The 14785-nt window shown below is 48.4% G+C and carries 11 protein-coding genes; all 11 read left to right on the forward strand.

All coding sequences use genetic code 11. The annotated features are described in order from the left end of the window. Positions 1 to 38: 38 nt before the first annotated feature. Positions 39 to 923 (forward strand): hypothetical protein, encoded by an 885-nt coding sequence (locus DMN77_RS15020; RefSeq protein ID WP_372775978.1) that lies wholly within the window; start codon positions 39 to 41, stop codon positions 921 to 923. A gap of 196 nt (positions 924 to 1119) precedes the next feature. Further along, positions 1120 to 2466 carry a trigger factor gene (gene tig / locus DMN77_RS15025; protein WP_179015565.1) on the forward strand — a complete coding sequence of 449 codons (1347 nt, stop codon included), beginning with the start codon at positions 1120 to 1122 and terminating at the stop codon, positions 2464 to 2466. 283 nt (positions 2467 to 2749) lie between these two features. Further along, on the forward strand, positions 2750 to 3334 hold the full coding sequence (gene clpP, locus DMN77_RS15030) for an ATP-dependent Clp endopeptidase proteolytic subunit ClpP (RefSeq protein ID WP_068778145.1): 585 nt from the start codon (positions 2750 to 2752) through the stop codon (positions 3332 to 3334). 19 nt (positions 3335 to 3353) lie between these two features. Further along, positions 3354 to 4610, forward strand: a complete 1257-nt coding sequence (clpX, locus tag DMN77_RS15035) for an ATP-dependent protease ATP-binding subunit ClpX (protein WP_068778144.1) — start codon at positions 3354 to 3356, stop codon at positions 4608 to 4610. 114 nt (positions 4611 to 4724) lie between these two features. After that, the gene (ispG, locus tag DMN77_RS15040; RefSeq protein WP_068778143.1) at positions 4725 to 5870 is read left to right on the forward strand and encodes a flavodoxin-dependent (E)-4-hydroxy-3-methylbut-2-enyl-diphosphate synthase; all 1146 of its coding nucleotides are present in this window, start codon (positions 4725 to 4727) and stop codon (positions 5868 to 5870) included. Between the two features lie 233 nt (positions 5871 to 6103). Beyond that, positions 6104 to 7825 carry an ATP-dependent protease LonB gene (gene lonB / locus DMN77_RS15045; protein ID WP_068778142.1) on the forward strand — a complete coding sequence of 574 codons (1722 nt, stop codon included), beginning with the start codon at positions 6104 to 6106 and terminating at the stop codon, positions 7823 to 7825. A 124-nt stretch (positions 7826 to 7949) separates the two neighbouring features. Further along, on the forward strand, positions 7950 to 10286 hold the full coding sequence (lon, locus tag DMN77_RS15050; RefSeq protein WP_068778141.1) for an endopeptidase La: 2337 nt from the start codon (positions 7950 to 7952) through the stop codon (positions 10284 to 10286). 16 nt (positions 10287 to 10302) lie between these two features. Further along, entirely contained in the window at positions 10303 to 10920 is a 618-nt protein-coding gene (gene yihA / locus DMN77_RS15055; RefSeq protein ID WP_068778140.1) for a ribosome biogenesis GTP-binding protein YihA/YsxC, read from the forward strand. A gap of 205 nt (positions 10921 to 11125) precedes the next feature. Next, positions 11126 to 11713, forward strand: coding sequence for a non-ribosomal peptide synthetase module (locus DMN77_RS15060; RefSeq protein ID WP_068778139.1), 588 nt, complete (start codon positions 11126 to 11128; stop codon positions 11711 to 11713). 315 nt (positions 11714 to 12028) lie between these two features. Beyond that, entirely contained in the window at positions 12029 to 12427 is a 399-nt protein-coding gene (speD, locus tag DMN77_RS15065) for an adenosylmethionine decarboxylase (RefSeq protein ID WP_068778138.1), read from the forward strand. Between the two features lie 393 nt (positions 12428 to 12820). After that, positions 12821 to 14212, forward strand: a complete 1392-nt coding sequence (gene hemA / locus DMN77_RS15070) for a glutamyl-tRNA reductase (protein WP_179015566.1) — start codon at positions 12821 to 12823, stop codon at positions 14210 to 14212. Positions 14213 to 14785 lie beyond the last annotated feature (573 nt).

Genomic DNA, 14785 nt, shown 5'->3' on the forward strand with positions numbered 1-14785 from the left:
CTGCTATTAACAACTTACGGCCCGATGAAAAGGATAATGTGTTTCTATTCCCGAAAACTTTGGATTATTACCAAATTGAACTGACCAGGATGCTGGAACGGGAACAATACAAAGAGGCAGCAGGCCTTCTGCGTTTTTTACTGCAGTGTCAAGGAATGGAACAGAGGAACTATGATGAGTGGCAGGCTTTGCTGGACTGGCTGATCAGCGCTTTTCCAGGATTGCAGGAAGAATCATTGGAGGCTGAGGAGGCCGGCTTCTCCGACCAGGCCGAAGAGGACATGGCCAGACAGCATGTTCAGGCCAAAGCGGCCGAGGACAAGCAGTATGCTGCCAAGCTGCTTCAGACCGTAACAGGCCAGCCGTTGTCGGAACAGACCTTCTTAGCGCTGGATCAACTCTCTTATCTGGAGTCGTCCGAAGTGGATGAAGTTCTCGTTCAATGGCTTGGACGCCAGAAGCTGCATCCCTTGCTGCAATATAGAGTGCTGCAAACACTTCGACGCAGAGGCAAGACCGGGCACGTTGCATTCCTGCGCACAGGAGAGCGGGTTGAGATCGATGTGGAATCCGTGCCGTTAAGACCGGAGGATTTTCCGTCATCGATTCAGAGCATTTTGGAGCGGGTTGGCAACCAGACCCAGGTTCATGACCCCACGCTTTTTTATTTCGCCCAGGAGCTGTGGTTCCAGTTCGTAATGGCTATTTACGGGACTTTGGATTATCGTTCCATGCTGGCCGAAGAGGATGATATGATCGATATTTGGGCCGCCGCTTTGCATCAGATCGTATCGGATACCCTGCCGGGCGGTCAGGATGATGAGGAGATTCGTGCTTTATATGGGATCACGGATCATTTAAGGCTGCGCTTTGAACAGGCGTATCGTTCGATGCGCCAGTTTGCAAGTTTCGGGTTGAAATAAGCCAAGTTGATTGGGGTGCGGTGGCGATCCTTTCCAGGCTTTTGCAGGCTCTTGTAAAAAGATACATTGTTGTTTATAATGGAATGGTTATTCTGAACGTGGAATAAGGACAGCTATACTGGAACCTTGATAGCTGCTTTATCGCGATTCGGTTTCAGTACTTTAGTATATATGAATTTTGGAGGGGAAGGCATAAATGAAAGCAACTTGGGAGAAAATAGAAAAAAACCTCGGCGTTCTCGAGGTTGAAGTTGAGGCAGAACGCGTAGCCTCTGCATTGGATAAAGCTTTTCAAAAAGTAGTGAAGAAGATCAACGTACCTGGATTCCGTAAAGGTAAAGTGCCTCGGTCGATCTTTGAAGCTCGTTTTGGTGTAGAAAGCTTGTACCAAGATGCAATCGATATTTTACTTCCAGAAGTGTACACAGAAGCGATCGATGAAACTAACATTTTCCCGGTGGATCGTCCAGAAGTAGACGTAGAGCAATTTGAAAAGGGACAACCTTTCAAGTTCAAAGCAAAAGTAACGGTTAAACCTGAAGTTACTCTTGGCGATTACAAGGGAGTCGAAGTAGCAGCGATCAACATTGAAGTTAGTGAAGAAGAGCTGAACGAAGAGCTTACTCGTATGCAGGAACGTCATGCTGAATTGGTTGTTATCGATGAAGAAGCAGCACAAAATGGCGACGTTACAGTTATCGACTTTGAAGGTACCGTTGATGGAGTTCCTTTCGAAGGCGGCAAAGGCGAGCGCTATTCGCTTGAGCTTGGAAGCAACTCGTTCATTCCTGGCTTTGAAGACCAAGTTGTTGGTATGGCAACTGGCGACTTCAAGGATGTAACGGTTACTTTCCCTGAGACTTACCATGCAGAAGAGCTTGCTGGTAAGGAAGCAGTATTCAAAGTGAAATTGCATGAAATCAAACGTAAACAACTGCCTGAGCTTGACGATGAATTCGCTAAGGACGTTAGTGAATTTGATACGCTTGACGAGTACAAGGAAGATTTGAAGAAGCAAATCGCCGCTCGTAAAGAGAACGAAAGCAAGGCAGCTCGTGAATCAGCTGTTGTAGAAGCTGTTGGAGCTAACGCTGAGGTTGAGATTCCTGAAGCTATGGTTCAAACAGAAGTACAAAACATGGTTCGCGACTTCGACAACCGTCTTCGCGCTCAAGGTATGAACCTTGACCTGTTCTTGAACTTCTCCGGCCAAACGATCGAAGACCTGCAAGGACAAATGAAAGCTGACGCTGAGAAGCGCGTTCGCAACAATCTCGTTCTTGAGCAAATCGCTAAGGCTGAGAAGATTGAAGCAACTGAAGAAGAAATCACTAAGGAGCTTGCGGACATGTCCGATGCATACAAACGCTCCCCAGAAGAAATCCGCAACATTCTTGCAGCAAACGGTGCTTTGAACAGCTTGAACGAAGAGGTGCTCTTGCGCAAGACGATCGAATTCCTGCTTGCTAACAGCAAGGAAGTTCCTGCTGAGAAACTGGCTGCAAAGTCAGAAGCTAAAGAAGAAGCGGCGCAAGAAAACTAAGGCGAATATCGATTCCCTTGGGCATCCAGATAACGGCGATCCTTCGTCGTAACATAACAGCGCAACCTTTAAATGTTAAGGCACGTATATTAAATGCGTGCCTTAATTTTTCACCTTTTTGTAATACATTTATTTCCAGTTGCTTTTAGACGAGCTCCAGGGTATATATTCCCTTTCAGAGGTCATAAACTGTATCGTGTGAAAAATGACATAGACCTTTGAACGTGATAAAATACTTGATGAGAGCAGCAAAGAAAATTGAAAAAGAAATGAGGTTGGTCGCATGAGTCTGGTTCCAATGGTCGTTGAACAAACAAATCGGGGTGAACGGTCTTACGATATTTACTCAAGACTGCTCAAGGATCGCATCATTTTTCTCAGCAGCGCGATAGATGATGAAGTTGCCAATCTCGTGATTGCCCAATTGCTGTTTTTGACAGCGGAAGATCCTGAGAAGGACATCCATCTGTACATTAACTCGCCCGGTGGGTCAGTTACGGCCGGAATGGGTATATATGATACAATGCAATATATCAAGCCTGACGTCTCCACGATCTGTGTGGGAATGGCTGCAAGCATGGGTTCATTGTTGCTTACGGCAGGCGCGCCTGGCAAGCGCTTTGCGCTGCCGAACAGCGAGGTAATGATTCATCAGCCGCTTGGAGGAGTTCGAGGTCAAGCCACTGATATCAAAATACATGCTGACTGGATTATTAAGACCAGAGAGAAGTTGAATCAGATCTATGTGGATCGTACGGGTCAACCCCTGGACAAAATTCAGCGCGACACGGACCGCGATTTCTTCATGAGCGCGGAAGAAGCGAAGGCTTACGGGATTATTGATAAGGTGATTTATCAAGCCCATTAAACGTTAAAGGGGTGTTTACATGTTTAAATTCAACGATGAGAAAGGGCAGTTGAAATGTTCTTTCTGCGGCAAATCGCAGGATCAGGTTCGTAAGCTCGTTGCCGGACCTGGCGTTTATATATGTGATGAATGTATTGAACTCTGCACGGAGATCGTTGAGGAAGAATTGGGACATGAAGAGGAATTGGACCTCAAAGAGATCCCAAAACCAAGAGAAATTCGTGAAATCCTTGATCAGTATGTAATCGGTCAAGAGCAAGCGAAGAAATCTCTATCGGTAGCGGTATACAATCACTACAAGCGTGTTAACACGCAAAGCAAGATTGAAGATGTAGAGCTGCAGAAGAGTAACATTCTGCTTCTCGGACCTACAGGTTCCGGTAAAACTTTGCTTGCACAGACCATGGCCAAAATTTTGAACGTTCCGTTTGCCATTGCAGACGCTACTTCATTGACTGAAGCCGGTTATGTTGGTGAAGATGTAGAGAATATTCTGCTCAAGCTGATCCAGGCTGCTGATTATGATGTGGAGAAGGCAGAACGCGGAATTATTTATATCGATGAGATCGATAAAGTAGCGCGCAAATCCGAGAATCCATCGATCACTCGCGATGTATCCGGGGAAGGTGTGCAGCAAGCGCTCTTGAAAATTCTTGAGGGCACGGTTGCTTCTGTTCCGCCGCAAGGTGGACGCAAGCATCCGCATCAGGAATTCATCCAGATTGATACCACGAATATCCTGTTTATTTGCGGCGGGGCCTTCGATGGTCTTGAGCAAATGATCAAACGCCGGATTGGCAAGAAGGTTATCGGTTTTAATGCGGCTAGTGAAGGTCAAAAGGACCTGAAGCCGGGCGAATATTTGTCCATGGTATTGCCTGAGGACCTGCTTAAATTCGGGTTGATTCCAGAGTTTGTCGGCCGTTTACCGGTTATTTCAACTTTGGAGCCGCTCGATGAGAGCTCTTTGGTTCGCATCCTTTCCGAGCCGAAGAATGCCCTTGTGAAGCAGTATCAGAAGCTGCTGGAGCTAGACAACGTGAATCTGAGTTTCGAACCGAAGGCTCTGGAAGCGATCGCGCGTGAAGCCATTAAGCGCAATACCGGTGCGCGCGGACTGCGGGCAATCATTGAAGGCATCATGCTGGACGTGATGTATGAGGTTCCGTCGAGAGATGATGTTGAGGATTGCGTTATTACTGAGCAGGTCGTAGAAGAGAAGACGATTCCTGAACTCGGAGCGAAGAAGAACAAGAAGCAAGAAGAGAGTGCATAATCAGAATAATATAGCGCCTACGCGCTGCTAAATAAAAGTCAATTCCTCCACCTTTGTAATTCGGGCGCGTCCCTTAACAGGGGTGGAGCTTTGACGTTATGGGAGAGACGTGAAATGACATTCTTGAGACAAGATACACGTCCGGTCAAAGTAGGCAATTTGACGATCGGCGGTAGCGACGAAGTAATCATTCAGAGTATGTGCACAACCAAGACGGCCGATGTTGCTGCAACGGTAGCCGAGATTCTCCGTCTCGAGGAAGCTGGCTGCCAAATGGTGCGCGTAACCGTTAATAATGAGGAAGCGGCGGCTGCCATCAAGGAGATCAAGAAGCAGATTCATATTCCTCTGGTTGCTGATATTCATTTCAATTACAAGCTTGCGCTTCAAGCTATAGAGAACGGAATTGATAAGGTTCGTATTAATCCCGGCAATATCGGGCGACGCGAGAAGGTTGAAGCGGTTGTAAATGCCTGTAAGGAGAAGGGGATCCCCATTCGTATCGGCGTAAATGCCGGATCGCTGGAGCAGCATTTGCTTGATAAGTATGGCTATCCGACACCGGAGGCTATGGTGGAGAGTGCGCTGTATCATATTGGAATTCTGGAGGAGCTGGATTTCCACGACATCATCGTATCCTTGAAGGCTTCGGATGTGCCTATGGCGATTGAGGCTTATACGAAGGCGGCTGAAGTCATTCCGTATCCACTGCATCTGGGGATCACAGAAGCGGGTACCTTGTTCGCAGGGACCGTAAAAAGTGCAGCCGGGATCGGCGCTTTGCTCTCGCGGGGAATCGGATCGACGATGCGGATTTCGCTTAGTGCGGACCCGGTGGAAGAAGTCAAGGTAGCCCGTGAGCTACTGAAGTCGTTTGGTCTTATTGCCAATGCGCCTACACTTGTGTCCTGCCCAACCTGCGGACGACTGGATATTGACTTGTTCAGTATTGCTAACGAAGTGGAAGAATATCTCTCGAACCTGAAGGTGCCTATTAAGGTGTCGGTGCTGGGTTGTGCGGTCAATGGTCCGGGTGAAGCTCGGGAGGCGGATATCGGGATCGCCGGAGCGCGCGGGGAAGGTCTGCTGTTCCGTTACGGGGAGATGGTTCGCAAGGTTCCAGAGGCGGAATTAGTCACCGAGCTGAAAAAGGAGATCGACCATATCGCTAAGGTGTTTGAAGAGACAGGGGAGATTCCTGGACGCAAGGAACATCAGGCGAAGATCGCAGCTAAAATGAAAGAAAACGCCGGTGTATAAAATTAAATAAAGTCGCTGATTAGCCGTAAGCTGCAGGATTGCAGCTTACGGTTTTTGCTTTTAGTGACATTTTAAAGCTGATCTGCGTTTTATGACTGAGCGAAAGGGCAATACTACCCTTATAATGTAAGTTCAGCAAGTCCGGTTTCAGCTGCCGAGAAGGTCGGCTGAATCTTGGAATGACTTATTGAACTACCTCATGTATCAGTCGAAGTGTGGGAGGCTTACGAATTATGGAACTAAGTGTCATTCTGATGTCCGTGCAAATGTTTTTTGCGGTAGTGATCGGGTTATACTTCTGGAATCAGCTGCGCAGCCAGAAGGGCAATCGCAGTGCGGTTGACCGCGAGTCGCGGAAAGAGATGGAGAAGCTGCGCAAGCTGCGGGCGATTTCGTTAACAAAGCCGCTGGCTGAACGGACAAGGCCTGCTTCATTAGGTGATATTGTCGGTCAGAAGGACGGGCTTCGCGCGCTGAAAGCGGCGCTGTGCAGTGCGAATCCGCAGCATGTGATTATCTACGGGCCGCCTGGAGTTGGCAAGACGGCTGCGGCTCGCGTTGTGATGGAAGAGGCCAAGAAGAATCCTGTCTCTCCCTTCAAAGTGGATGCTAAGTTTTTTGAAATTGATGCGACTATCGCCCGGTTTGATGAACGTGGCATTGCTGATCCGCTGATCGGTTCGGTTCATGATCCGATCTACCAGGGAGCCGGCGCTATGGGAGTAGCTGGGATTCCCCAGCCTAAGCCGGGAGCAGTGACAAAGGCGCATGGCGGAATTTTGTTCATAGACGAGATTGGTGAATTACATTCGATGCAGATGAATAAACTGCTAAAAGTACTAGAGGATCGCAAGGTGTATTTAGAGAGTGCCTATTACAGCTCTGAGGATTCGAATACACCCGCTTATATCCATGATATTTTTCAAAATGGGCTGCCTGCGGATTTCAGGCTGGTTGGAGCAACGACCCGTTCACCGCAAGAGATCCCGCCAGCGCTTAGATCCCGTTGTATGGAAATTTATTTCCGTCCGCTTCTCCCTGAGGAGATTGCGCAAATAGCTGACGATGCGATCAAGCGAATCGGCTTCCAGCCTTGTCCTGAGGCAGTTGAGGTAATTACGAAATACGCGACGAACGGGCGCGAAGCGGTGAATATGGTACAGCTGGCGGTGGGACTGGCGTTGACGGAGAAGCGGGATCATTTGCTGGCCTCTGACTTAGAGTGGGTGGCAACCAGCAGCCAGCTATCGCCAAGACCCGAACGGAAGATTCCAACCCGCTCCGAGGTAGGGGTTGTAAATGGTCTGGCTGTTTACGGGCCAAACCAGGGCACTCTGCTGGAGATCGAGGCGACCGCAATACCGGTGGAGAAAGGGCAAGGCAACTTCACGATCACAGGGGTTGTGGATGAAGAGGAGCTTGGCGGCGGAAGCCGAACACTGCGCCGCAAGAGCATGGCCAAAGGCTCGGTCGAGAATGTCCTGACGGTTATGAAACGAATCGGCCTTGATATTAGCAAGTATGATATTCATATCAACTTCCCCGGAGGAACACCGATCGATGGTCCATCTGCAGGGCTTGCTATTGCCACGGCTGTCGCTTCGGCCATCAAATCGATCCCGGTCGATCATCGGATTGCGATGACCGGGGAACTGGGGATCTACGGCAACGCCAAGCCGGTTGGCGGTGTGGTGGCCAAGGTAGAGGCTGCTTTCCAGGCAGGTGCAACGACCGTTCTGATTCCGAAAGAAAATTGGCAGTCTTTATTTGAAGGTTTGGATGGGCTGAGAGTCATACCAGTTGAATCAATTAACGAGGTGTTCCAGCATGTATTCGGGCCAGAAATGCAGAAGGATCTGGGGCTTATATCCGAGGAAGAGGAGATCTTCGCTCCTGTACCAACGCCAGCTCCATTCCTTCATGCCGAGTCGCCTTCTTCGAACACTTCCATGTAAATGAGTTTATGCGACACTCCTCTTGGCGGCTGCCTTTGTGCAGCCGTTCTTCATTGGTGTTTTCATGTAACATTTGCTAAAATATGAATGATATCTTACGAGAACGACTGGAGGTGCGAAAGCGATGGGACCTCATAAAAACAAAGGCCGTCGTTTTCCTCTATTGCCTTTGCGCGGTTTGCTCGTCTATCCAAGCATGGTATTGCATTTGGATGTAGGACGGGAGAAATCCGTAAAGGCGTTAGAAAAAGCGATGGTTGACGACAATTTGATTCTCCTATGTTCTCAATCTGAAGTGAACATTGAAGAACCAACGCAAGAAGATATATTTCGAATCGGCACAGTAGCAAAGGTCCGGCAAATGCTGAAGCTCCCGAACGGAACAATCAGGGTTCTGGTTGAAGGTATGGAACGTGCTGAGGTTATGGAATATTTGGATAATGAGGAGTATTACGAGGTCATCGCGGTCGAGAGACCGGAAATCGAGCCTGAGGAGCCTGAAGTGGATGCTTTAATGCGTACGGTGCTGACTCAATTCGAACATTATATTAACTTATCCAAGAAAGTAACACCCGAGACGCTAGCGGCGGTTTCCGATATTGAAGAAGCCGGACGGCTGGCTGACGTTATTACGAGCCACCTGTCGCTCAAAATCAAGGATAAGCAGGAAATCCTCGAGACGATCGATGTAAGAGAGCGTCTGGAGAAGCTGCTCGATATTCTGAATAATGAGCGCGAAGTGCTTGAGCTTGAACGGAAGATCAGCCAGCGTGTCAAGAAGCAGATGGAGAAGACGCAGAAGGAATATTATCTGCGGGAGCAGATGAAGGCGATCCAGAAGGAGCTTGGCGAGAAGGAAGGCCGTGCCGGAGAGGTCGAGGAGCTTCGCTCTCAACTGGAAGAGAAATCTCTGCCGGAAGCGGTTCGAGAGAAGATTCTCAAGGAGATAGATCGCCTGGAGAAAATGCCGATCAGCTCTGCGGAGGGCGGAGTAATCCGCAATTACGTCGACTGGCTGTTGAGCCTTCCTTGGGATCAACAGAGTGAAGATGATCTGGATCTGGCCAAGGCAGAGCAGGTGCTTGATGAGGATCATTACGGTCTGGATAAGCCGAAAGAGCGGGTGCTTGAATATTTGGCGGTGCAAAAGCTCGTCAAGAAGCTGAAAGGCCCGATTCTATGTCTTGTTGGTCCGCCAGGGGTCGGGAAGACCTCGCTCGCTCGTTCGATCGCCCGATCGCTCGGACGCCAATTTGTACGCGTCTCGCTCGGCGGCGTGCGCGATGAAGCGGAAATTCGCGGACATAGAAGAACCTACGTAGGTGCTATGCCGGGCAGGATCATTCAAGGAATGAAGACGGCGGGTACGTTAAATCCGGTGTTCCTGCTTGATGAGATCGATAAGATGGCCTCGGATTTCCGTGGCGATCCGTCAGCCGCTCTGTTGGAAGTACTCGATCCGGAACAAAATAATACGTTCAGCGATCATTTCATCGAGGTTCCCTTCGATCTGTCCAACGTGATGTTTATTACGACAGCTAATGCTGCTCATAATATTCCGCGGCCGCTGCTCGACCGGATGGAGATGCTGTTTATTCCGGGTTATACGGAGCTTGAGAAGCTGCAAATTGCTACGCGTTATCTTCTGCCGAAACAGAAGCGCGAGCATGGGCTAGACCCGGAGCAACTGAAGATGGATGAGTCCGCATTACTGAAGACGATCCGTGAATATACACGGGAGTCCGGAGTGCGGAATCTGGAGCAGCAGGTAGCGGCTTTGTGCCGTAAGGCGGCCAAGAAAATCGTCTCCGAGGGAATTGAATGCCTGGAGATTACGGAGAATCAGATTAAGGATTATTTGGGGATTCCCAAATTCCGCTATGGTGTAGCCGAGCTGGAGGATCAGATCGGCATGGTGACCGGTTTGGCCTGGACCGAGGTTGGCGGAGAGACGCTGCTGATCGAAGTTACGGTTGTTCCGGGCAGCGGCAAGCTGATTCTGACCGGGAAGCTGGGCGATGTGATGAAGGAATCGGCACAAGCGGCCTTTAGTTATACCCGTTCCAAAGCGGAGGAGCTGGGGATTCCGGCTGACTTCCATGAGAAGAATGATGTTCATATCCATATCCCGGAGGGGGCGATTCCCAAGGATGGACCTTCAGCGGGAATTACGATTGCCACAGCTCTGATCTCAGCTCTGACCGGGCGTCATGTCTCCAAGGATATCGCGATGACCGGCGAGATTACTTTACGGGGCCGGGTTCTGCCAATCGGTGGGTTGAAGGAGAAGTCATTAGCGGCTCACCGGGCCGGTTACAAAAAAATATTGCTGCCAAAGGATAATGAACGCGACTTGCGCGATATCCCGGACAGTGTGAAAGAAGATATTGAATTTGTGCCTGTGGCGCATATGGACCAGGTTTTGAGGCATGCGCTCGTTGAACAAAGCGGGTTGCAATAGAGAGGAATTTGAATGAATGAAAGTTACGAATGCAGAATTTGTGATTAGCGCTGTGGGCCCGAGTGGTTACCCTCAGGACGCCTTGCCAGAGATTGCTCTGGCAGGGCGTTCCAACGTGGGCAAATCATCGCTTATTAACAAGATGATTAATCGCAAGAATTTGGCCCGAACAAGTTCGACGCCAGGGAAAACTCAGCATCTGAATTATTATCGGATCAATAATGAGCTCTACTTCGTTGACTTGCCGGGATATGGCTATGCCAAAGTCTCCAAGACTCAGCGTCAGGTATGGGGGGCTATGATCGAGAAGTATTTGCTTGAGCGTGAGACGCTGCGTCTGATCATCCTGGTGATCGATCTGAGGCATCCGCCTAGCAAGGATGACGAGATGATGTATGACTGGCTCAAGCATTATGATTCGCCGGTGTGCGTCGTCGCCACAAAAGCGGACAAGATCCCGCGTTCCCGTTGGCAGAAGCATATCAAGGTCATCAAGGAAGCGCTAGTTATGCGCGGCGGCGATAAACTGATTATGTTCTCCTCAGAGACGGGGATCGGCAAGGACGAGCTATGGGCGCATATTGCCGGGTTTACCCGTCCGAACGAGCCTGAGGCAGAGAATATCGAAGAATAAACGAAAGCCGTTTTCAACGGATTAAGAAGGGATTCGGAGAACACTCGGTAGGAAAGTGAGAATGCTGGGGGATTTTTGCAGTAAAAAACTGCTTATTCCGTTTTTTTCTGAAAAATGGCTGGAATTCACGGTTTAATAGCTGAGCAAATTCTTCAACGAGTAGTGTATAATTATTATAATCGTTAAAAGAATTGAGGAGATTTTTATGGCTCAGCGGTTAGCCACAGAATATGTCAATGCCAGTTTGCGTTTGTCAGAAGCTCAGATGTCACAGTTTGTTCATAAGGTTTATGATCCCCATGTCCGTCAGAAAGTGAAAGTGCTTGAGAACGGAAGCCACGAGGTTGTACTTGAGGATGACGGGGGTGAAGAAGTCTGTTTGCCTTTTGACCGTAGGGACGGTTATTATGTCTGTGAACTGTCTTTCCGCTTGGAACAACCACATTTAACGAACGTAATGAGACTTTTGTTCTCTGCTTTCAAAGGTTCTGGCCTGGTAACCAGAGTATATAGTGGATTCATGATGATGTATTATTATCAGGAAGGCCGCGTTCGCAAGATCGTGGAATATTCCCGGGACTCTTATAAGCTCGTGTTCGAGCATAAGGATACGGCGGGTAGGCTGCAGCGACTGTACCACAACAATGATGTGGAGCAGGAGATCAGTGGTATTCAAGAGAGCATCAATGCTTTGCTTGATTCGCGTTTTGCAGCGAATGATCCCGTGGTGGTTAATCAAATTGACGATCAGCTTCGCGAGCATTCACGTCGATTGTTCGTCCTGGAAGCCTAGAGCTTTCAAGGGGTAGGATCATCTTTTTGACCTAGTCACCAACAGAACTGCAATCACATAAATTACTATTGTAGGCTACCCTTTAGTTAGGGTAGCCTTTTTGCTGGCATGAACTGGGCACAGCTGTAAAAAAAAGTGTTGCAATTGTCTACAATAGATGTTATTTTTAATCTCGTTGAAAACAATATAGGAACCAGGATTCACTCAGGACATGGAGATGTTGCGAGACATTTTTCCCTCGAGCAGTGAATGACGTAGGTCCTAGCGGATGAAATTTTTTCAAACATTTTATTCCTAGGAAGGGGGAACCGGAAGATGGATTATTCAACTTTCGGAAGACACGTTGCTGTTGATACTTGGGGAGTAGATTTTGAGTTGCTGAATAATGCTGAGCTTCTTCAGGAGTATATGGTGGAAGCAGCCGAAGCTTGCGGTGCTACCGTGTTATCCATGCAATCCAGGCAGTTCGAGCCTCAAGGTGCTACAGTACTTGTATTACTGTCGGAGAGCCATCTCTCGATTCACACGTATCCTGAGAGAGGGTTTGCTGCAATTGATTGTTACACTTGTGGTGAATGGGTTGATCCACAATTAGCTGTCGATTACCTGGTGTCCGTTTTGAAGCCGGAGAAGACCTTTGCCAAGAAATTGGTTCGCGGCATGGGCGAGATGGAAGTAGCCACACCTGAGATCAATAAAGTAGAATTCGTCTAAAGATAAATTTAATCCTGTTCTATAAAAGCCAGAAATGGGAAATATAGAATAACCATGGGACATTTCCATGGTTATTTGTTTATTTGTGGAAATTCATAAATAATTCAAAAATCTCTGCTTATTTTGCCGAGTAACAGACTGGCCCTGTGATATAATTAACATTGTTTGTGTTGGAATCATGCTTTAGGTAGGAGTTCAAAAAGGTCGATTTAACAGCACCGAGAGGGTTAAAGGAAGCTGGGACTGAGAAGTGGAACGTACCTTTTGGGTACATGAGCAACAGAAATCCCGATAAATTCAAACCTCGATGCCGAGTTATTTCATGATTCACTTTAAGATCCAAGTGGACCTTTTGAATATCCTCTTAAGTCTTGTGGAGGCAGGTGAACTTCTATGCACATTGTCGTTGTCGGACTAAATTATCGGACGGCACCTGTGGAGGTCAGAGAACGTTTTGCATTTTCAGAACAGGATATGCCGCAGGCGCTGCTGGAATTAACACGTACCAAAAGTGTGATGGAAGGAGTAATTCTTGCGACCTGCAACCGCACGGAAGTCTATGTAGTTGTTGATCGGCTGCATATGTGCGGATATTATATCCGTAGTTTTATGGAGAAATGGTTTGGTATTCCACGCGAGGAATTTACCAAGCATTTATATATGTATGAAGAGGAGCAAGCGGTTCGTCATTTGTTCAGGGTAGCCAGCGGGCTGGATTCCATGGTGCTTGGGGAGACGCAAATTCTTGGCCAGGTACGCAGTGCGTTTTTGCTTGCACAAGGGGAGAAGGCTACCGGTAAATGGTTTAATATGTTGTTCAAACAAGCGATTACTCTTAGTAAACGTGCTCATTCAGAGACGGCGATTGGCGAGAGTGCGGTCTCGATTAGCTATGCGGCTGTGGAGCTCGGCAAGCGTGTATTTGGCAGCTTCTCCGGGAAGCGGGTTCTGATCCTTGGCGCCGGAAAAATGAGCGAATTGACAGCGAAGCATTTAAGCGGCGGGGGAACGGAAGAGGTGCTCGTTGCAAACCGAACCTTTACTCGGGCGCAAGAGCTGGCTAGTAAGTTTGACGGAACGCCATGCACAATGCAGGAGGCGATGCGGCGACTATCTGAAGTGGATATTCTGATCAGCTCCACCGGGGCAGAAGGATATGTGCTTACTTCCGCGCAGGTAACCAAGAGCATGGGGCTTCGTCCGGATCGTCCGTTGTTCATTATTGATATTGCTGTACCGCGTGATATCGAGCCGTCGATTGGCGAGCTTCCGAATGTGTTCCTCTATGATATTGATGATCTGGAGGGAATCGTTGAGAGCAATATGGAAATGCGCCGCGGAGAGGCCATCCTTATCGAGCGGATGATCGAAGAGGAGATTGCTGCTTTTACCGGCTGGTTGCAAACCCTGGGCGTTCAGCCTGTTATTCGAGCGCTGCAAGAGAAATCGTCTGCGATTCATGCAAGCACATTGGACAGCTTGTTCAACAAGCTGCCTGACCTGGGTGAACGGGAACGCAAAGTAATTGCCCGTCTAACGAAGAGCATCGTGAATCAGATGATGCATGATCCAATTAAACGGATCAAGGAAATGAGCGGGGAGGAGAACGGTCTGGCGGCGCTGGATATGTTTACCAAGATATTTGCTCTGGAGGAGCAGCTTGAGGAGCAGAGCGCATCTATGGAGGCGTTGGCTGTGGAAGCCCCGGTTCCGGAGCCGATTGCAGTTGGCGTGGAAGTTAGTCCGGATAAGGTGCCTGTTCCGATGATGAAGGCTTCGGTCTGAATATTTTATCCGTTTAAAGTTTGTATCTAGAAAGTCTTATTTCAGCACGGAAGCATATGGTTCTGATGCGCGTTTCTCCAAAACGCTTCAGTTGCTTGAAGCCAGGGATAAGGCGCGATACGTTTTTATGAAAAACGGCTTCGTAGACCTGTGTTTGTAGCAGCAACATGAGTACCTGAGATGTTTTTGGGATAAACATGACCTCGTTAGTATTCGCTTAGCTTGTAGCTCGGCTGAATTCAAGACTCAACGGTTGATCAAGCTGCCCGTGCTGCTTCGTGATCAGAGGGGAACTTGTTAAATAACCTCTTAAAGAATGCTATGCCCTGAGGCCACTGCTTTGATTCTGATTGCCACCGCACCATTTGCAGGCAGGAAGGTCAGGCGGATCGGCAACGGGGCTTGTTTTTTTATTAAAGAACATTTACAGGTTGAGTCTTCGTACTCAAAAGCTCGATGGCAAAATACGACAGGGTAGGGTATCCTATACTCATTATTATATTTTACGTTGCGAGTTCAAAAAAACTGAACTCGACTATTGATTGGCTTGTTAAAAGCGGACTCGGGAGTGGG

Source organism: Paenibacillus sp. 79R4, from assembly GCF_013393165.1.
GTDB lineage: Bacteria > Bacillota > Bacilli > Paenibacillales > Paenibacillaceae > Fontibacillus.

Bases quoted from the DNA above. Each gene is read 5' to 3' on its own strand.
- lonB (WP_068778142.1), top strand. From the start codon at position 6,104: ATGGAACTAAGTGTCATTCTGATGTCCGTGCAAATGTTTTTTGCGGTA.
- clpP (WP_068778145.1), top strand. From the start codon at position 2,750: ATGAGTCTGGTTCCAATGGTCGTTGAACAAACAAATCGGGGTGAACGG.
- hemA (WP_179015566.1), top strand. From the start codon at position 12,821: ATGCACATTGTCGTTGTCGGACTAAATTATCGGACGGCACCTGTGGAG.
- yihA (WP_068778140.1), top strand. From the start codon at position 10,303: ATGAAAGTTACGAATGCAGAATTTGTGATTAGCGCTGTGGGCCCGAGT.
- lon (WP_068778141.1), top strand. From the start codon at position 7,950: ATGGGACCTCATAAAAACAAAGGCCGTCGTTTTCCTCTATTGCCTTTG.
- speD (WP_068778138.1), top strand. From the start codon at position 12,029: ATGGATTATTCAACTTTCGGAAGACACGTTGCTGTTGATACTTGGGGA.
- tig (WP_179015565.1), top strand. From the start codon at position 1,120: ATGAAAGCAACTTGGGAGAAAATAGAAAAAAACCTCGGCGTTCTCGAG.
- ispG (WP_068778143.1), top strand. From the start codon at position 4,725: ATGACATTCTTGAGACAAGATACACGTCCGGTCAAAGTAGGCAATTTG.
- clpX (WP_068778144.1), top strand. From the start codon at position 3,354: ATGTTTAAATTCAACGATGAGAAAGGGCAGTTGAAATGTTCTTTCTGC.
- DMN77_RS15060 (WP_068778139.1), top strand. From the start codon at position 11,126: ATGGCTCAGCGGTTAGCCACAGAATATGTCAATGCCAGTTTGCGTTTG.